Source organism: Leptolyngbya sp. AN10, from assembly GCF_050565645.1.
Classification (GTDB): Bacteria; Cyanobacteriota; Cyanobacteriia; order Leptolyngbyales; family Leptolyngbyaceae; genus Leptolyngbya.
On sequence record NZ_JBNXVP010000001.1, the window covers coordinates 285,705 to 304,440 of the forward strand.

Consider the following 18,736-nt stretch of genomic DNA (forward strand, 5'->3'; position numbering starts at 1 on the left):
TGATTCGCTTAATCATTAGATTGAGGCTTGGTGGTGAGAAGAAATGCAAGGTACGTGAGTGCAGGAAGTAAAAATGGAAGTAGGACTGAGTAGGAAATATAGAACTGTAAACTTGCTAAACTATAGCCAACTGGAACAATAAAAAACCATTTTTGTTGGTGTGGGCGCTGAGTGAGTAAAATAATTGTTGCTTTTCCTGCGATCGCAGCAATGATCACGATCCATAGATCCGGGATGGGTAGCAACATCCGACGATTTAATAAACTATGTACTAAGTAAGCATGAATCGTTCCGCTTGACGTTTTTGCGCTCGCGGTGGGTTGCCAGAATTTGAAAGCAAGTGGGCTGATAAAGTAGTCTTCTCCAGGTGTGACTCCTGCATCAATTTGACCGTCCGGAACAATAAGCGAGATCGCATTTGTGCGCTGAGTGGTGTCTTGATCCCGTAAAAGTTTCCAGCTTGGGATCGCTTCGTAGACTTGACTGGGCGGGATTGAGTAGTCGATCAAGGGATGTAACCAGGTTTGCCCGAAGAGTGCAGAGAATTGAGTGATTGGCTGAAAGTATAGACGTGGATCTCGTCGATCGAGTGCTTGCGGATTGCACGATCGAACCACTTCATAAGCGAATGGTAACACTTCGCTTTGAGTTAAAGTATCACCAATCACTCTGGCATAGAAAGCAGGATCACCGAGTAAATCCATATCTCCGCTGCTACCGAACTGCTTGAAGTCCGGTAGCGCTGTAATCCAGGATTGTTTAGACTGCAAATCTGGAGTAGCTGCAAACACAAATTGTTTACCGGATTGGATGGCTGTTGAGAGTGATGTTTCTAGAGCGCGATCGCCTGTCGGTTGATGTCGAAACAGAAGATAATTGATGCCAATCACTGAGCTTTCTGATTGTGTGACGCGATCGATAACTTTTGCCAAATATTGTCGATCGAGATTCTGTTCAACCATCGTTACTTTGTCTTTCTGAAGCGATTCTTCATTGATTTGAACGAGCAACACTGGAGAAGATTGGGGTTGAATGCTTTGATTTGTAATTTGGCGATAGATCGCTTGCACGAATTGGCGTTGATCAATCAGCGCACTTTGAACTGGAAGCAAAACACTCAGAGAAGCGAAAATACTGACAGCGATCGCTTCTAAACATTGCGGCTTCCACGGTTTTAGACGGGTTTTCCAAGTCGAGGTTGCGAATTGAAATGGTTTCGCTTGAGGATGAGAAAAAAGTGAGGGAATCAGATAAGCTGAAGGATAAGTTAAGTTCTTCTCTAACTTGAGAAACTGACAAGCGGAAAGCGTTGCTTCTTGGGCGTTCTGGTGATTTGATAGATATCTTAAAAAGTGAAGTAAAAAGTCTTTTGCAACATCATCGCGAATCGGTTCACGCATCACGACGACTTGATTTAAACCTAAATTAATGAGTGATTCAGCAATACTTAGACCATTACAAGAATTAAAAATAGCAAACTGTAATCCGCGCTCTTGGGCAATTTTTAGCTGTGGAGCAATTTCGCTAATCAGAATCGAAGTGTTTGGAGCAATACCTAATTCGCCGCCTGTCAGCGTAGATTCGTTGCTATGTCCAGCAAAAAAGAGAATATCCCAACCTTTTAGATCAGCGATCGCATTCCGAATTTGTTGCAGTAATTCAGGAGTTCTAACCTCTGGTTGCCATCCAATGAGATGAATTTCAGCACGATGATTTAACTGTTGTAAAGCAGCCCGTTCCGCTTCAAAATTCAGACCGGATTCATCGCCCAAAATTACTAAAATGCGATTTTTAGCGCGATCGATTGGTTTTGCTTGTTCGGCACACAGTGCGAGTGAAGTCCGAATAATCTGAATCGGTTGACTAGAGCCGAATTCTGAGCCAATTTGCCAAGATTCCCAAGGAAGTTTAACGACTTCGGGAGAGTCACAGCGAAGATAAAGGATTGAGGTTTTAGTAATTTCGCGACGAATTTCTAGTAGCTCTGCACTGTTCAACCAGTAGTGAAATTCAGCTAAAAAAGCGGCTTCAGCTTGAACCAGTCGAGTCCGCCAATCGATTTCGGGTTGTTGAATGTTGAGGACTAATCCAAGACGAGCGCGTAAGGTTGAACGGTAAAACTGAAGATAAGTACTTTGCCAAGTTTGATAAAGTGTGGTGAGTGTTTCTGGATAGATCAACTTTGCGCTCAAAGTCTGTGATTCATTCCAGACTAGCTCAAATAAACAGGTTTGCTCGACGCGCCAAATCTTTAATAACATGGCATTAGTAAGGTTGAAAGACGATCGGGGATAAGCTCAGGGAATCTGTCAGAGTATGATTTTCAGGATCGATGCTTCTGAGCGTTAAAGTAAATTTCTCATTCCAGTTTCCAATGATTTGAGCAATCAAATAGGACGATTCTACCTTGGCTGATTCTTCAATTAACACCGTATTGCCTTCTTGAACAATCAATTGGGTTCCTACAGGTAATGTTCCAGCATCGATCGATTCTAAAATCACCAGTAAAGACCACTCTGGCTCTGAGGTTTCCTCCATTGCCCAAGTCGTAACATAAAGCCGAAAGGTATGACGATCGAGTGTGATCGATCGATAAGCAGATTGTGCAGTGGATGGAATGTGAATGCCAGAGCGTTCGATTTGCGTAAACACAGAAGTTACGTCTGCACTAAACGCATCAGCGTGAGATCTCATTGCCGGGACTAACTCAAGCGAGAACAATGTCCAAGACCATTCATCAATCTGAGTTTGCGCCCATCGAGCCGCATTCACAAGCGGTTGAATCAACCATTGGGAAGAAATTGCTGTACGAGTTGTAGGTAATGGAATTGCGCTGAGTTCTAAACCTGCAACATACCACAGCAATTGTTCTACATTGGTTTCACACAAAGAAACTGGAATCAGACAAGTCTCATCGCTGTCTGAATCTAACGTGAGTCGATCGCCGCGTAAAAACGAATGGAATGAAATCTGATTCGATTCTTCATCAACACTGATAACAACATAGAAGTGAGCAGGATTTTGCAGCAATGCGATCGGGAACTCGATCGTCTCTTCCACGTCATCGGCAACAATCAATCCAAGATGGAATTGATTCGCATACACAGAATTAATCGCAGCAGGAATACCAAAGCCTGAAGGTTCAATTAATCGGGCTTGAGAGCGATTGAACTCGATTGGGGTTGAGCGATCGTGCATCCATTGAGTAAAACCCTCAAGGGCAAGTAAAGCAAGATAGGATTGCCATTGAGTGAGTGGATTTGGGAGCGTTTGAGTGAATGCGATCGCACGATTCACTCGATCTGGATCGAGGTCAATTAAGGTAGAGGCAGCGTTTAACGGAGTTGTCATGATGCTTTGAAGATTGAATCAATGTAAGTTGCGACTGAGCAAAGCACAAAGCTGTTCAGCGAACAAATTATCTTTTTGATAGGCTTTTGGGGTTTTGGATTGTTGAGCATCCTTCTCTAATAGAGCATCGACTTGATCGCGCAACGCTTCATCGATCGACTCGGCAAATCGGCTTAACCGTTCCGGGTCGGTGAAATTTTGCGCGATCGCTGAGATATCGTGTTTCAGTTGGGTCAGGATATGCAACCCCACATCAGCCCGTAACGTTTTTAGTTTCAATAATCGCGCAACATTGTCTTGGCGCTTGAGATCGAGTTGTTCCGCGATTTGCGTCATCGTGATCCGCTGGCAGTAAAGCAAATGAAGTGCAACCCGAAATTGATTCGCTTTTTGATCTTTCAAACGGCTCGTATAATCGCGAATCACAGCCTCTAGAGCCGCATTCAGGCATTGAATGAATTGAGCGCGATAGTAATACAAAAATTCTTCTGCTGGATCTGATTCATTTTTAGAGACTGTAAGCTGTTCTGCTTGAATGGGTTTTTCGTCGATCGATTCTGTCTCGTAGCGATTGAGACGATGCTGGCGGAGACATTGCGCGATCGCAAGTAATTGTTTTAGAACTTGAGTTGAAGAAATCGGTTGATTCAGCTTTGTTTGCAACTGATCCGCGATTCGCTTTAATTGTTCGGGTGTTGGTTCTTTACACCGTCCTTGGCTACCTTCAGAAATACGATCGCTTAAATAAACCGCATGATAGCTTTGTAAATAAAGCATTGCAGTTTGAATTGCATTAGCCGACCAGTAAAATCGATCTCTTAATATTTGCCCTAAACGCTTGGTCGTCGTACTGTTGAGAATTGCCCAATCGCTTTTTAAGTAGAGTCCTTGCTGTTTTAGAAACTGATTGAGTTCTGAGTGCTGTCTCACCAATCGAGTTGCCCAGGTGTTGAGAGATGCGATCGCTGGATTGTAGCTATTTAGAATCTTTTGAGATAACGGATGATATTGACGATTTAGCGTTCCATCATCATCGAGAACATAGCAAAGAACATCAAACTGATTGAATTGATAATAGTCTCCGAATTGACGGGCGATCGAGCTTGCTTCTTCTAAGGTGCAGTGAGAAATAAAGCAGCGAAGACACAATTCTGCCTCAGTTGAACCCGCTTGGTAGTCGCGAACGAGCAATTGCTGTAATTGATTTGATTCTGTGACTTCAGCATAGTTTTGCTCGATGTAGTGATGTGCGATCTCGCATTTTTCCGCTTGGTATCCCCCTGCTGGTTTAATCCGAACTAAAGTCCAGTACTTCCCTATCTCACTCATCGCCACCTCGATTCCTGCTAGCCAGAGAAAAATGGTTTTATCTTTCCCCGAAGAAGTTATGACATATCGAAGGGATTCTCGGCAAATTTTCCGAATTCCGTAAATTCAGCGAGAAGAATAAAAAATAAGATACCGTGAATAAATTTTCTTCTAAGATGAACTCCGGACGATCGAGGACGAACCGATAATGCACCGCTCTCTCAATCTTTTAGCGATCGCAACGCTCTTTATGGGCACAAATGCGCCCTTAGTGCTGGCTCAAACCATTGCTCAAACACAACAAATCGATCGCAAATCAGAAGCAGATCGCTTATCAAAAAAAGGTCATCAGTACTATAAAGCTGAGCAGCACGAAGCCGCGATCGCATCTTGGGAAGCAGCCCTAAAAATCTATCGGGAAATTGGCGATCGACAAGAAGAAGCAAACCTTCTGAATGATCAAGGACGCTCTTACACGCTCCTATCTCGTTACGATGAAGGAATTCGTGCGTTTGATCAAGCACTCTCGATTTTCCAGCAACTCCAGCGGCGCAAGGATGCAAGTGTTGTTTTAATGAATCGCGGCAGTGCCTACTCTGCGTTATCTCGCCACGAAGATGCCCTGCGGTCTTATGATGAAGCTCTATCGATCGTCCGTGAAATGAACGATCGTAATCGTGAAGCAAGAATCCTGATGAATCGCAGCATCACGTATGCTTACCTTTCCCGCAACGAGGACGCAATCGCGGGTTTCGATGCTGCTTTAATAATTTTCCAAGCTGCAAATGACCAAAATAGCATCGCTGCCGCACTCATGAATCGAGGCATTGTCTATGGTTCCATCTCTCGTTACGACGATGCGATCGCAGCTTTCAATCAAGCCTTACCCATCTTTCGAGAACTCAAAAATCGTCGTGGTGAAGCCTCCGCACTCTCCAGCCTTGGAGATACTTATCGATTTCTTTCCCGCTTCGAGGAAGCCCTAACCGCATTCGATCAAGCTTTACCGATCTTGAGAGCAATCAAAGACCAAAACGGGGAAGCAGCCGTTTTGATGAATCGGGGAGTCGTTTACGATTTGCTCGATCGCAATGATGAAGCGATCGCCGCTTACACCGAAGCTTTATCGATTTTCCGATCGATTAAAAACGCTCAAGGGGAAGCAGAAGCACTGAGTAACTTAGGAATTATCTATGGTGCGCTCTCTCGGTATTCTGATTCAATTCAGGCACATACACAAGCCCTCTCAATCTACCGAGCTATCAGAAGCCGCGACGGGGAAGGATTAGCATTGATGAATCGCGGAATTGCTTATGCGATGATTTCGCGCTATGAGGATGCAATTCAAGCTTATACGGAGGCTTTACCCCTTTACCGAGCCGCCAAAAACCGGAATGGAGAGGCTCAAGTTCTGTTGAATCAAGGAAATGCTTATCAATCCTTGCGGCGCTACGAAGATGCAATTCGCTTCTACAATCAAGCATTACCGATCTATCGGGCGGTCAAAGATAGAGATGGGGAAGCACGAGCCTTGTACAATCTGGGTGCAACTTATTTCGAGACAGATCAATTTGCTTCAGCAGAACAATCCCTGAAAAGCGCGATCGCAGTGTTTGAATCGATCCGGCTCGATCGACTCTCCGAAGCGAATAAAATCTCATTCTTTGAAACTCAAGCAGTGAGCTATCGCATCTTACAAGAGGTGATGATTGCACAGAAAAAATATGAGGCAGCACTGACGATTTCAGAATGGGGGCGAACCAAAGCTTTAGTAGAACGATTAAGTCAACAGTTACAACCGACTGTTTCACCGTCTCAAGCAGCACCGGATATCAATCAGCTTCGACAAATTGCGAAATCTGAGAATGCCACACTGGTTGAATACTCGCTCAATGAACGCAAGCAAGAACTCTACATCTGGGTTATTCAATCCACTGGAGCGATCGACTTTCGACAAGTAAAGTTAACAGATGTTTTACCCAAACAATGTGCTTCGATCACACAGTTAATTGGGAATGGTCGTTACTCGATCGGGGTTCGGAGTGCCCAATCTGATTGGTTGATTGTGGAAGACACAGCCCAAAAGAATCCCTGTGCCCAGTCTGAGCGAGATGCTAATTTTAGAACGCTGCATCGATTATTAATCGAACCGATTGCCTCTCTACTTCCGACTGATCCAAATCAGCACATTGTTTTTATCCCGGATGGAACACTCTTTCTCGTTCCTTTTCCTGCTCTCAAAGCTGCAAACGGTCAATTCTTAATCGAGCAACATACGATTCGGACTGCTTCTTCGATTCAACTGCTAGATAAAACTCGTGCGCTCCGTTCCCGTCCAAGAGGAAATAATGCGCTGATTATCGGTAATCCATTGATGCCGATCGATCCAAATTCTCCACAAGCGAAACGGCTAACGAATCTACCGAATGCAGAACAGGAAGCTAGAGCGATCGCGCCTTTATTCAACACACAAGCAATCACAGGTAAAGCAGGAACAAAAGAAACAATCCTTCAGCAAATCTCTGATGCCAGAATCATTCATTTCGCAACACATGGATCGTTTTCCGATCGTAATGGTTTCAAAAGCTGGTTGGCGCTTGCTCCATCTGAAAAAGATAATGGCATCTTAACGGCTGAAGAAGTTGCACAACTGAAGTTAAACGCGGATTTAGTGGTCTTAAGTGCTTGTGATACTGGACGTGGACGAGTGACGGGCGATGGCGTTGTCGGATTATCTCGATCGTTTATTGCCGCAGGAGTTCCGAGCGTGATTGTTTCGCTCTGGGCTGTTCCTGATGCTCCTACCGCAGAACTGATGCAGGAATTCTATCAGCAATTAAAACGCAATCCTGATAAAGCTCAAGCTCTCAGACAAGCAATGTTAACCACGCTGAAAACACATCCGAACCCGAAAGATTGGGCAGCCTTCACACTGATTGGAGAAGCACGATGAAACGTCGGTATTTTCTTCAAACGACAGCTTTGAGTGCGGTTTATCTGGCTCAAGCAGAACAGTATCGTCGGGTATTCGCCCGATCGGGTCCGCGCAAACTTGCATTATTAGTGGGCATCAATCATTATTTGGAAACTCGCGACCGCGCTCTTTCCCCATTAAACGGCTGTCAAACTGATGTCGAACTCCAACGCGAGCTTTTGATTCATCGCTTTGGCTTCAAACCCTCAGACATCAAAATTTTGCTCAATCAAGATGCGTCTCGAAGCAACATTCTACAAACCTTCGAGACGCATCTGATTCAACAAGCGAACTCAGATGATATTGTTGTCTTTCACTTCTCAGGACATGGCTCACGAGTGTTCGATTCTGAAGCAATCACCTCAGATCAAACGAATACTGCTTTCGTTCCTGCTGATTCAAATCATCTTAATCCTGATCGAAGTGTAAATGACATCATGGGCAAGACCTTATTCCTATTGATGTCAGCCCTGAAAACCGACAATGTGACCGCTGTTTTTGATTGTTGTTACTCAGGTGGTGGAACTCGCGGCAGTGAAAGAGTTCGAGCCGATGCAAACAATATGCTCTATCAACCGAGCGAAGCAGAGATTAACTATCAGAAAGATTGGATGCGAAAGCTAGAATTAACGCCTGAACAATTACGCGATCGCAGAAAGCAAGGCGCAAGAGGTGTGATTCTTGCGGCAGCTACAGCGAACCAACTTGCAAAAGAAAATGATTTCGCTGATGTTTCTTCAGGCTTATTTACTTATTTCCTCACTCAACATCTTTGGGAGTCAGCGGAAAGTTTAACGGATGCCGAAGCAATGATTAAACGATCGCTGTTCACCGCTACAGGCTTTCAAGAACCTGTTTTTGATGTTAGACCCGAACTCATTACAAAGCCAATCTACTTCACGCCTCCGATTCATCGATCGGCTCAAGCTGTGGTGCAATCGATTCGGCAAGATCAAGCCATTCTTTGGTTAGGAGGATTAGATAAGAGAACATTGGAATCGTTTGGAACGGGATCAACATTCTCAACGTTAGAGGGAACAGAAACAGTCACGATCGTTGAGCGAAAAGGACTAACCGCGATCGCAAAAAGTTCTAGCAAACTTCGATCAGGAACATTGCTGAAAGAATCTTCGCGAGTCATTCCAAGAACAATCAAACTCCGGATTGGTTTAGATTCATCTCTTGCTGGTCAAGCCCCGAAGATCGAGAGCGATCGCATCGAATTCATTCTGGCTCAAAACGGTTTTTATCCTCAATTCGTTCACTATATTCTCAGCCGCGTGACTTCTCGATCGCTGTCAGCACCTTTGAACAGCATTGCACTTTTCTCACCAAGTTTGGAAATGCTGCCTGATTCATTCGGGCAAGCAGAAGAATCGCTTTTAGATGCGATCGCACGTCTCACCCCAAGATTTCAGGGACTTTTCGCGGCTCATCTCATTCGTCAAACCCTCAATCCGACTGCTTCTCAGCTAAATATTGAAGTTTTGCTACATCGCCAAGATCAACCAAATCAGATCATTGCTCAAGCCAGTACTGCTCGAACTTCAAACATTCGTAATCAGCCGATCCCACTTAAAACGCCCTGCCAATTTCAGATTAAAAATCACGATCGTTCACCGCTTTATCTACTCATTGCCTTGATCAGTCCGAGTGGTCGTTTTTCGATCGTTTTTCCGAACGACTATATTAGCGGCGATTTAAGCGGCGAAGTCTCTGCAAAAGCAACTCGATTCGTTCCTGATCCCGATCAAGGTGAAACATTCAGAATTGCGCCCCCTTCAATTGGGCGAGGTGAAGCGTTAATTGTTGCAAGCCGTAATCCCCTCACGAGAACTTATAAACAACTCAGAACACTCACCGAGGAATCCGATCGAATGCCGATCGCGATCGCAACTCAGCGTGGAATTGATGCGATCGAGAATCTTCTCTCTGATCTCGATCGTCAATCCGATCATTCTGCTTACAAGATTAGCACTGAAGATGTTGCGACCCTTTCTCTAGCATTCCAAATTATTGCTGCATAACCTATTAAGAACCAAACCCTAAAAACGATGACCGCTCGATCTAAACTCACAATCATGAATTCTTACAAATTAATATCGATCGCTCTCATTGGACTGATTCAAGCTTGTAGTGTCAACACTCCTTCCTCAGTTACAGCACAATCTAGCGCTGCACCCATTCCCAAAACTGCAACTGTTCCTCAATCTAATCAGCCGACCTCTGAAGCTCAAACGGCACAACGCCCGAATCTACCTGCTTTCTGCGATCGGTCTGAATACAAGCTCTTTTTCGAGAAGTTTGTTTTAGGAAAAGATGAACAAGGCAATGATCTTCGAGCGATCTATACTGCCGATCGCATTGAGGTTCGGAACTATGACAATCCTGCTCAGGTGCTAGAAGTTCTGCGTCATCAAGATGATGAATTTAGCATTGACTTAATCGACACTCGTTGGGTTCAACTTGTGCCATCGAGTGTAGACGATAGCCCCTACACAAGACTCAAAGTTGATATCGAGCAGACCAGTGCAGACACATTTCGCGTGAACTACATCAAAGCACAATACAAATACACTGGAGATATCACCGGAACCGAATCCGAAGAGATCATCCAAACCTACGGAAATCCAAGTGCTTACATTTTTCAGCACCAAAACGGCTGTTGGACATTGACTCAAAAATTGCAATCCACAAAGAATGTAACTTCAGCATCTCCAACGAATCCAGACACCTTGGGGCTAAATCAAACTGCATTGACTATTTTTCACGGTAACCCTTGATTAACCACTACAGGACTTGTGCCAATGACAAGCAGCACCATCAAGCCGAAGCTGCCATTGATTGTTCTGAAAGCAAACTTCATCGCAATTCCTCGATCGTCTGAATTTACTGTAGAGCTAATTTTTGAGATTGCATAACCTCCCTAGACTTGAAACTTAAACCGATACAAAGTGACCTAAGCCAAAGTTGCTTCTATTCACAACTGAGTTTCTTGCATTTCCACTAGGTATCTATGAATTTCGCCAAAATTTCTTCTCTATCTACAAAACTCGCTTTGTCCGCTTTACCGATCGTTGTCACCAGTGCAATGATTTCCCACTTACCAGCACAGGCTGAAGGAGGCTGCCCTCCAGGATTCTACCCAACTGGGGGTGGTAATGCAGGTTGGGTAGGATGCGCTCCGATTCCAGGGTATCCTTCTGGCGAAAGCACCCGTCCTTCTGAACCCACTAGACCCGCACCCGACCCACTCAAACTTCCTCCAGACCCAGCCATGATGCGCTTGCTAGACTCGCTGGTGAAACGGGCAGAATTTGAAGCAAAATACGGAAGAATTCTATTTCACGAACCCAACGTAGGAATCTGGTTGATGACTTCCGAAGGGGATGGAACTGGAAAAAATTGCGCTGTCTCATTCACTGGAACAAGAATTAGCATCGACGACGAGCGGACAACTAATTGATTTCCTTGCTCCTGACGACCACGTCCTGCTTCAAGAGCATTTGCCCACTTATTTTCCTCATCAAGGTTCACTCAGCCAGCTTCTCTCGGCTCATCACAATTCAACGGCTGATTCACCTCAGTTTTCACTCGATCTAGAAGTCGGGACTCTAATGGTAGCCTATCCTCTCAGTCGATAAACTCAATAGCTGACTCTCGTTTGTCCTACTTCTAGTTTTTAATCCTCCTATCTCTGTTATGCAAACTCCTTCTGAGATTCAGCGCGACTTCCATGAAATTGGTCGATCTCATTTGCTCAACACGTTCTCGAAACAGATGTTCACCATTTTATTGACACAATACCTCGACCAAATTGACCCAGCAACGCTTGAAACGGAAACAAACCGTGCCCTCAAAGCAACAAAGCATCTTTTTCCGCATCTGAGTGCTGCTCTTTATGCCCGCCGTGCTCTTCAAGTAGAAAGAACTTTAAAAGAATCGGGTTTGAGAGACCTTGTTTCCGAGGACTTTCTGCTTTCTGCAGCTGCAGAATTGGGACAAAAAGCAGATCAAAAAGCTAAACTAATCTTGAACAAGGGACCGCGCTTCGTTCAAGATTGCTGCGGGTGGAGCGATCATCCAAAGCAACTCATTGCGCTTAAACCCAGCCAGATCGCCCTTAGTACAACTGCAACTCAAAAACTGCACCTTTCAGAAGCGCAGGAATTCAACTTGCTCGCTTGTTTTGGAATCTCCAATCTCAGCAACAAATTTAGACAGATTGATGCACAGTTTGTCGTAGAACAGACACCAGAATCAGAGTTTGAATCCAATCTGTCTATCACCTTTATTCAAATCAAACCAGACGAGAAGTCTATTGCAATTCCCAGGCTTTCCAAGCCGCGAGTTTGTCTAGGAGCCACGATCAACCTAGAACACCAATGGCTGGTTCTGCACAGCTACGAATATAAAGCTCAGTCTCAACAAATTACAGTTGAGCAAATGAAGGCGATGCATCAGCCGCTCGAAAAAATTCTCAGCGATGCTCAAGACTACTACCGCACACAGCCTATTATAAAGCCTGAGAAAGAGAACCCAGAGACTCTAGAAAGCCTGTTTGATGAAACTCAAGAACCAGACGACCTCAACGATTTAGCAGACGATTCTGACACCTCTTTTCTTGATGAAGACGACCAGAACTCTAGCAACTGAGTGAGTTGAGCAGCGTGTTTTATCCTTTTACCTTTTCCTCATGTTGTACTTTGAACCACATCATCCCATTTTCTTTATGGATGGACTGGGTTGCGATAGCCTGTTTTACTGGCTTAATCTGTTAGCAAACCCAGAATCTCGGAACATTTCTCTGGAAGAATTTTTGCGAAGAACCGCGTGGCTGTCATCGATGACACAGGCGGAATTTAGCTATTTAGCATGGATGCGAGAAGTCTTCGGGCTTCCGGTATTAGCAAAACATGGAGGGCGCTACCTCCAAATGACGAAAGGCGGAAGTAGCGTTCACGATCGCTACTTAATTCTATCTGATACCCGAAGACCCCGCAAAATCTGGCTCTATAGTTGGGCAACTCCACCACTATCTCCGATGAGCGAGTTTATTCCTTACGATATCAACAAGCTCTACAGCCCACTTCACCCCCTTTGGAACCCAGCAGCAACCTGGGATTTGAACTACCGCCCGGAAAACTTCGTCGGCAAACCAGATCCCTATTTAGAGTGGGAATACGAAAATCCAGAACTCGTATTTAGCGAAAATCGTGAACCTTGCAGCGAGTATCGCAATCATCGGCATTATGTCTGTCCACTTCCGCTCAATCATCCGGTGATTGAAGCTCAAAACGAAGCAATCAAACAGATTAAGCAAGATAAGCTAGAGCCACTCAGCGATCCATTTATTGCCTTGTTAGACGAACAGTGTCAGTACTTCTACCAAGCAGGCGGATCGCGCAATGGACACGGACTAGAAAATGCTCACTTCGTTGCTCACGAACAATGCTCCAAAGTTGAAGATAAACAGAGCGACTTGTCACAAATTCAAACTGAGATCATTCAGCCAATGGTCAATGGCATGGGCATCGGCGAGTATTACATGATCGGGGGCACCATTCCTCAAGTTAGAAAAGAACGACGAGACTGTTCAGCTAAAGCCAAAGTCTTACTCGGTGAGCAGGCTCAATCGGACCTGATGCAATCGTCTGGATATGGACTCGGTCAACTCATGCTCGACGGTGGCGGCATTCCACAACGAGCGTCTAACAAGCGGTTCTGCTCGAATGTTAGTAAACAAGAAGGAGCAATCTGGGCGATCGAAGATGAAGTAGCAAGTGGATATGGACTGGGAGTCGATATGCTACAAGGAGGCGCAATTCCTGCCGTCGCCACCGGTAAAGGCAAAGGGCGCTGCGCGATCAAGCACAAAAATATTATATGCAATCAGTGCGCTGATACCGTTGCTTTAGAACAACAAGAAACAATTTCGCTGCCCAGCAATACCTCTGTCGATCCTCAAGCGTTGTCGGCATCGATCAATACGCTTGCGATTGAAGAATTACAAGATGCAACAGATTTAGCGCTCGCTTCGCCCTCAGAAGAAGACTTACTCCATTGGAGCATTGCAACAGCCCCTTTGGAATATCGCAAAGTCAAAGTGCCAGAGTGCAGAAATAGAGTTCCACTGCTGTATAATGCAGAAGACGAAACAATGGCTATACCACTTCCGCCCTACAGTTATGTTCTTATTAACTACAATTTTGATGAGAAGCGGAGAGTTGAAGATGCTGAATTCAGTATCAGTGAAAAACAAAAGGAGCGAAAAACGCCGAAAAGACCAGACGTTTATCGCATCAATCTCTATGGACTCTATCAATCAGGTGTCGGACGCTCGGAGTTAGTTCAATCGTTAGCAGAATACATGAAAGAGCAACCCTGGCGGTCTGCTTGCTCGATCTGCCCATTTTCTCAAATTTGCGGCGATAAAAGCGAAATTATTCCAAAATATCAACTGCTGCCCCACGAGTGTGGCTATGCAATGCTAGTTGAACTCAATGCTAACATCGCAAACGAAAAACAAACCATCTTTGCCGGACGAGAACGAATTTCCTGCATGATGGAAGCAATTGGAAATACTGCCGCGCTTGAAAATTTGCAGGCTCGACAAAAAGCACTCCCCTGGGCTATCTACCGTTACCAGCGAATTACAGGCAACAAGATCTACCGCAATAATAAAATTTTGCACCGAGGCACGTGGGCAGAAATGGTAGCCAAATTTCCTCAAGTCTGCCATCAGATGAATGCAGAAATCAAAGAGAGTCATGGAATTAAAAGAGGCTGGATCGAGTACCAAGAATGGACCGAAGTGGCGGTTAGAAAGGGAAAGCCGGTGATCGACAAGAAAGGTAGAGAAAAGCAAATCAACTGCACATCTCAAGATTTACTGGTTGTTGCTCCGCTACTTGCAATTGAAAAACGAAAAGAAGGATTTGCACGCGAATGGGCAAACCTGCACCAAACGCAACTTACATTGATTTCTTCGGAAAAGCATGAACTCTAGCCAGAATTCTTCATCGGCTTTGGTACTTGCTCGATTCGAAATCGAACAAGCCAAGGTTGTTTATCAACAAGACTCAAATCGCTGGAAACCCTTTATCCTCAGCGAAAAAGGAATCCATTACTTAGCAATCATCATCGATGTTGATCAAGTCGAGTTACACCACCTCAAAGCAATCAATACCGTCACCTACGGCATTTTTTGCCTTTATCCAGTTGAAACGCTTCCTGCCTGGGTGAGTCATCGAAGAGCAGATGTTCGTTTTCAGCAAGCCAAACTATTTCCGATCCTTGACCCGCATCACAATGCTGAAACAACGCTTCCAGCAGCGATCGCGCTGTTAGATTTAACACTAGATTTCACTGAACACGAGCTAAAGACATCCTATCGGACTTTAGCTCGCAAAACTCATCCAGACAATGCCCAAACCGGTAATAGTAAGCAGTTTCTAGTAATCCGGGCTGCCTACACCTTGCTAAGTGAAGAGCTAGAACAGCGAAAAGCCAATTGTCAAACAGAACTTACTTTTTAGCCTTATGGGTAGCCCACACGACCAACAACCGAAAGCTCTCTTTCTATCTCCCGACAACAGAGTTTATCCTGATAGCTTGATCTGCTCAGGCATTATCCCCGGTGAATTAGAGGGCAATCCTTGTCCATATTCAGAAGAAGGACAATTCCCTGAGTTAGTCATCCTAGATGACAATGATCCTACCTACACGATCGATAAAGGGAATCCAGGTGATCTCTGCCCATCTTGTGTTAAACAAAACTTATCCCATCTGGGTCATTGGCAGGGTCACCACAATCAAGATTTTCCAGAAGAACTCCTGCCACTACGATTATTTAAGTGTCGGATGTGGTTCTGGTTAGTCGTTCCAGGACTTTACGATGCACAGCCGCAAGTTCTTGTCTCGATGTAGCAACACCGCTCCAAATATCAATAAACTGACGTTCCTTTTGCGAAGCGTGGCGTTCCACGCCATTCCTCCCCCACTTGCTTTATAGTCTGAACTTCAGCGCGGTTTTAACTGGGCGAAGTGGCGATGTCATAAAGAAACTGATGAAATACACCCCTGCAACAGAGTGTTGAGTTTGGTTCTTTGAAAAATGCCAACTTTGGCGTTTTTCAAAGAACAAGATATCTGCGACAGATCTAGGCATTTCTAGTCGATCGCTCAAGCTAGATATAAGCCAAGTCAAGCGGACAGAACAACTACTTCCGCTGATCTAACCTGCACCGAATTTAAAAGCCGCACCGCATACGATTTGGAACCGTACACGCATCAGTGCACTAGTTACACCAAGCCAGCTCGTACAGCTTTAACCGCCGCTCTTACACGCCCATCAACACCGAGCTTAAAGAAAATACTGGCAATGTACCCTTTCACTGTAAACGGCGAAAGATGCAAAACTTCGGCAATTTCGGTGTTGCTCAACCCCTCGACCAACAAGTGTAGGACTTCCAGCTCACGACTGGAAAGGACAGGTGAGGGAACAGGACTAAGAACAGGGGAGGTCGCTGACAACATAAAACAGTTACTTAAATAACGATCTGAATTCACTTAGGACCGGATAGTCAACCAAGCAAAACTAAACGTTTACGTTCATTTACTGTATATCCTATGACTTGATTTCGGCAATCAACAATCAGGCTTAAGAAACACGCCAGCGACTCCAATCATTGTGTTAGATCAAGAATCTCCTACTTATCGAGAATCTGCTCACTATAACAAACCCATCAAAGTGAACACGCGATCGCTAAATTCAGCCGTACACTTTTCATACATGAGTGCTACCGCACTGATTAGCTCGTCATTCTTTATTAGTGAATCATGGATATCTTTCTCAACTTTTCCATTCTTACCCAACAAGGGCGATTTCACGTCATGCTTCCCTGGAATAGTCTTGCTATGATCGACTTTAATGAGGTTAATGAGCACCTAAGAGCCGTTGTCCCAGAAGAAGTCTTCGAGCAGTCCCGAAAACTCAGCGTTACAGAAAAACGACCCGAAGCAGGATCACTAGATTTCCATCAGTGGTGGAGGAATCATCAACAAGAGCTGTCTTTAGTCAAACAAAGGTCACATCTAATTTCTGAATCAACCGAATCAATCTTCTAATTCTTACAGTAACTCCTATGGATTCACAAGAATTGAAAGACGTAGCCAAGCCAAACAAGAAATCAGATCTGTTTTGTTAGGATGCACTCAGCAAAATCAACAGAAATTGCTGAAAATTTGTGACGCTGGTGGTTGTGGACACGAACATCACGATCAGATTGAAGAACGACGACGGTATAATGGCAAGAGCAATCGAGTTGACAGTTTGACCCACAGCAACAGTTGTGGATTTACCTACATTCAGAAGTGAAATCGACCATTCTGCGCGGTTCAAGCTCAATCTCGCATCACGACCACAAAAGCATTGATTGGCAGAAAGCGCGTCATTATTTTGATAAAAACCCTAAGCTACCTCACGCCTGCCAAGCTCTGGAAGCTTGGTTTCGAGCACTACAAATCATCGACCAGAAATTCTGGAGGTAGTTCTCCACTCTCATAAAAACCTTGCAGATGAACCGATATAACACCAACGAAAATCCAAACGCTCAAACGATGCTGTCAGGAATGGACTTCTACAGCGTTGGACTTGCTTTGGACCGGCTAGAACAAGCCGCTAAACCCCTGTTCGATGCGGCTAGTCAAGGCGGAAATCCGCTGCAGTTTCACGAGATTGAGCAAAGATATCGGTTTAAAACAGAAATTAGTCCGATCGGAAGCCTTGCGTACGGAGTGCTATTTTGGGATTTTGCCTACATTTCGAGAAACGCATTTAATCTAAAGCTAATCGCTATGCTGGAATCTCGATTTGCTGCAATCGTCCAGCCTTTTGAATTAAGTGCTCATGCCGCCATTGCTTCATTTTATGCGCCAATGGCATACCATCAAGGTGCCCAACAGGGCTTTGAACATGCTTTGTTGGGACTGGCACTGCTTAAGCGGCACAGACAGTTTCTTGAAGCGATGAGTCCTAGTAGCCCAGACTGGATTCATCTTGCATTTCTTCAAGAAAAATTAATTCAAACCTTTGTCGCTCGCCAAGATAATGAAGAATGGCAAGCGTATCAGAACCCGACAGAGATCATCAACCGCTTACTTCAAACCACTGCTACACTTCTCGAAAGCACACTTTACTTGTTGCAAAAGAGTCCAGACTACAAATTTCAGGACGAAGTGACACTGGACTGCTTCAAATCAATCTTTGAGCTAGTAGCAACGCTAATGGCAGAAAGCGGCAGTGGAGAAATTCAAGTCTTAAGCGAAATCGCGCAGCAATTTCCCGATCTATGGCACGAATATTTAGCCTCACTAATACTGAAAGGCAATTGTTTGGTTTTGACTGTTTTAGCAAGCGTGAAACTAGCCAGTGAAAATATCGCAGATTGGGTCTATCAAAAACTGGAAACAGCGATTTGGGACAATCAAGACGATCAAGACTTTGATTTTGACAGTGCTAAAACGCTTGATGGTCTATGTACACTCCAAGAACAAGGATAGATGTTGCCCAGCAGAGAAATTGCCCAGATCGTTTTTGATGCCGCAGCAATTAGTGTCGGCGGTGCAGCATTTGTGCCTGAGGCGCTTGGGCACTATCGAGAAAGATTACGTCAATTCTTTCATTGGTGTCAGTTCAAACAACAACCCTTAGCCGTTAACTTCAATCAAACTGCGTTTCTTCAAGCCTTAACGGATACTTGTCCAACTTTTTCCGCAGGAAGGTGGTCTCAAAAATATCTGCCCCAAACCCTAAAACAAGCAATCGGATACTTTCTCGTACAACCGCAAGATTGGCGGAAATTTTGGAAAATGATTGAACAATCAAACTCAGAAAAGCTTGAATGCAACCTTCATGCCGTCAGGTATCTTCTGGAAAATAATCTTATTCCCCGGTCCTCTGTACAAAAACATGGCGATTACAAATGCTGGGTCTACCCGGCACAAGTTCGTGCGTTTCTAACAGCTCAACCGCTAGAGGCTTCGCTGCCTCCGACTAATGCTCACTACTCTGATTGATTCTTCGGTAATCCGGGGGCAACC

The 18,736-nt window shown here is 44.7% G+C and carries 14 protein-coding genes; 10 read left to right on the forward strand and 4 right to left on the reverse strand.

Annotated elements, in window-relative coordinates:
* Positions 1-8: 8 nt before the first annotated feature.
* From ACQ4M5_RS01460 to ACQ4M5_RS01470, 3 genes are read right to left on the reverse strand one after another with little or no spacing between them, the layout of a single operon-like run.
* Positions 9-2,261 (reverse strand): CHASE2 domain-containing protein, encoded by a 2,253-nt coding sequence (locus tag ACQ4M5_RS01460; RefSeq protein WP_430673828.1) that lies wholly within the window; start codon positions 2,259-2,261, stop codon positions 9-11.
* A 4-nt stretch (positions 2,262-2,265) separates the two neighbouring features.
* Positions 2,266-3,351: a DUF1822 family protein gene (locus ACQ4M5_RS01465; RefSeq protein WP_430673829.1), complete on the reverse strand. Its 1,086-nt coding sequence runs from the start codon at positions 3,349-3,351 to the stop codon at positions 2,266-2,268.
* Between the two features lie 18 nt (positions 3,352-3,369).
* The gene (locus tag ACQ4M5_RS01470; protein WP_430673830.1) at positions 3,370-4,680 is read right to left on the reverse strand and encodes a hypothetical protein; all 1,311 of its coding nucleotides are present in this window, start codon (positions 4,678-4,680) and stop codon (positions 3,370-3,372) included.
* Between the two features lie 187 nt (positions 4,681-4,867).
* Here ACQ4M5_RS01470 and ACQ4M5_RS01475 point away from each other — a divergent pair, with 187 nt between their 5' ends.
* The 8 genes from ACQ4M5_RS01475 (at position 4,868) to ACQ4M5_RS01510 (ending at position 15,562) form a co-directional block, all read left to right on the forward strand.
* Entirely contained in the window at positions 4,868-7,612 is a 2,745-nt protein-coding gene (locus ACQ4M5_RS01475; RefSeq protein ID WP_430673831.1) for a CHAT domain-containing tetratricopeptide repeat protein, read from the forward strand.
* Positions 7,609-9,660 carry a caspase family protein gene (locus tag ACQ4M5_RS01480; protein ID WP_430673832.1) on the forward strand — a complete coding sequence of 684 codons (2,052 nt, stop codon included), beginning with the start codon at positions 7,609-7,611 and terminating at the stop codon, positions 9,658-9,660. The genes ACQ4M5_RS01475 and ACQ4M5_RS01480 overlap by 4 nt, the downstream gene beginning before the upstream one ends.
* A gap of 27 nt (positions 9,661-9,687) precedes the next feature.
* Complete coding sequence (locus ACQ4M5_RS01485) at positions 9,688-10,416, forward strand: hypothetical protein (protein ID WP_430673833.1); 729 nt, start codon at positions 9,688-9,690, stop codon at positions 10,414-10,416.
* A gap of 233 nt (positions 10,417-10,649) precedes the next feature.
* Positions 10,650-11,099, forward strand: coding sequence for a hypothetical protein (locus ACQ4M5_RS01490; protein ID WP_430673834.1), 450 nt, complete (start codon positions 10,650-10,652; stop codon positions 11,097-11,099).
* 314 nt (positions 11,100-11,413) lie between these two features.
* Positions 11,414-12,289 (forward strand): hypothetical protein, encoded by an 876-nt coding sequence (locus tag ACQ4M5_RS01495; RefSeq protein ID WP_430673835.1) that lies wholly within the window; start codon positions 11,414-11,416, stop codon positions 12,287-12,289.
* Between the two features lie 40 nt (positions 12,290-12,329).
* Entirely contained in the window at positions 12,330-14,642 is a 2,313-nt protein-coding gene (locus ACQ4M5_RS01500; protein ID WP_430673836.1) for a hypothetical protein, read from the forward strand.
* Positions 14,632-15,171 (forward strand): DnaJ domain-containing protein, encoded by a 540-nt coding sequence (locus ACQ4M5_RS01505; protein WP_430673837.1) that lies wholly within the window; start codon positions 14,632-14,634, stop codon positions 15,169-15,171. Before ACQ4M5_RS01500 ends, ACQ4M5_RS01505 begins: the two co-directional genes overlap by 11 nt.
* Positions 15,172-15,175: 4 nt before the next feature.
* The gene (locus ACQ4M5_RS01510) at positions 15,176-15,562 is read left to right on the forward strand and encodes a hypothetical protein (RefSeq protein ID WP_430673838.1); all 387 of its coding nucleotides are present in this window, start codon (positions 15,176-15,178) and stop codon (positions 15,560-15,562) included.
* A gap of 375 nt (positions 15,563-15,937) precedes the next feature.
* Here ACQ4M5_RS01510 and ACQ4M5_RS01515 read toward each other — a convergent pair whose 3' ends face one another.
* Entirely contained in the window at positions 15,938-16,171 is a 234-nt protein-coding gene (locus tag ACQ4M5_RS01515) for a response regulator transcription factor (protein WP_430673839.1), read from the reverse strand.
* 1,041 nt (positions 16,172-17,212) lie between these two features.
* Between ACQ4M5_RS01515 and ACQ4M5_RS01520 the strand changes: the two genes are divergently transcribed.
* The gene (locus tag ACQ4M5_RS01520) at positions 17,213-18,196 is read left to right on the forward strand and encodes a hypothetical protein (RefSeq protein WP_430673840.1); all 984 of its coding nucleotides are present in this window, start codon (positions 17,213-17,215) and stop codon (positions 18,194-18,196) included.
* Positions 18,197-18,712 (forward strand): hypothetical protein, encoded by a 516-nt coding sequence (locus ACQ4M5_RS01525; RefSeq protein ID WP_430673841.1) that lies wholly within the window; start codon positions 18,197-18,199, stop codon positions 18,710-18,712.
* Positions 18,713-18,736: the final 24 nt, after the last annotated feature.

What these genes read in the sequence shown, in the direction of transcription:
- ACQ4M5_RS01460 (WP_430673828.1), bottom strand. Translation starts at nt 2,261, where the DNA reads ATGTTATTAAAGATTTGGCGCGTCGAGCAAACCTGTTTATTTGAGCTA.
- ACQ4M5_RS01465 (WP_430673829.1), bottom strand. Translation starts at nt 3,351, where the DNA reads ATGACAACTCCGTTAAACGCTGCCTCTACCTTAATTGACCTCGATCCA.
- ACQ4M5_RS01470 (WP_430673830.1), bottom strand. Translation starts at nt 4,680, where the DNA reads ATGAGTGAGATAGGGAAGTACTGGACTTTAGTTCGGATTAAACCAGCA.
- ACQ4M5_RS01475 (WP_430673831.1), top strand. Translation starts at nt 4,868, where the DNA reads ATGCACCGCTCTCTCAATCTTTTAGCGATCGCAACGCTCTTTATGGGC.
- ACQ4M5_RS01480 (WP_430673832.1), top strand. Translation starts at nt 7,609, where the DNA reads ATGAAACGTCGGTATTTTCTTCAAACGACAGCTTTGAGTGCGGTTTAT.
- ACQ4M5_RS01485 (WP_430673833.1), top strand. Translation starts at nt 9,688, where the DNA reads ATGACCGCTCGATCTAAACTCACAATCATGAATTCTTACAAATTAATA.
- ACQ4M5_RS01490 (WP_430673834.1), top strand. Translation starts at nt 10,650, where the DNA reads ATGAATTTCGCCAAAATTTCTTCTCTATCTACAAAACTCGCTTTGTCC.
- ACQ4M5_RS01495 (WP_430673835.1), top strand. Translation starts at nt 11,414, where the DNA reads ATGTTCACCATTTTATTGACACAATACCTCGACCAAATTGACCCAGCA.
- ACQ4M5_RS01500 (WP_430673836.1), top strand. Translation starts at nt 12,330, where the DNA reads ATGTTGTACTTTGAACCACATCATCCCATTTTCTTTATGGATGGACTG.
- ACQ4M5_RS01505 (WP_430673837.1), top strand. Translation starts at nt 14,632, where the DNA reads ATGAACTCTAGCCAGAATTCTTCATCGGCTTTGGTACTTGCTCGATTC.
- ACQ4M5_RS01510 (WP_430673838.1), top strand. Translation starts at nt 15,176, where the DNA reads ATGGGTAGCCCACACGACCAACAACCGAAAGCTCTCTTTCTATCTCCC.
- ACQ4M5_RS01515 (WP_430673839.1), bottom strand. Translation starts at nt 16,171, where the DNA reads ATGTTGTCAGCGACCTCCCCTGTTCTTAGTCCTGTTCCCTCACCTGTC.
- ACQ4M5_RS01520 (WP_430673840.1), top strand. Translation starts at nt 17,213, where the DNA reads ATGAACCGATATAACACCAACGAAAATCCAAACGCTCAAACGATGCTG.
- ACQ4M5_RS01525 (WP_430673841.1), top strand. Translation starts at nt 18,197, where the DNA reads ATGTTGCCCAGCAGAGAAATTGCCCAGATCGTTTTTGATGCCGCAGCA.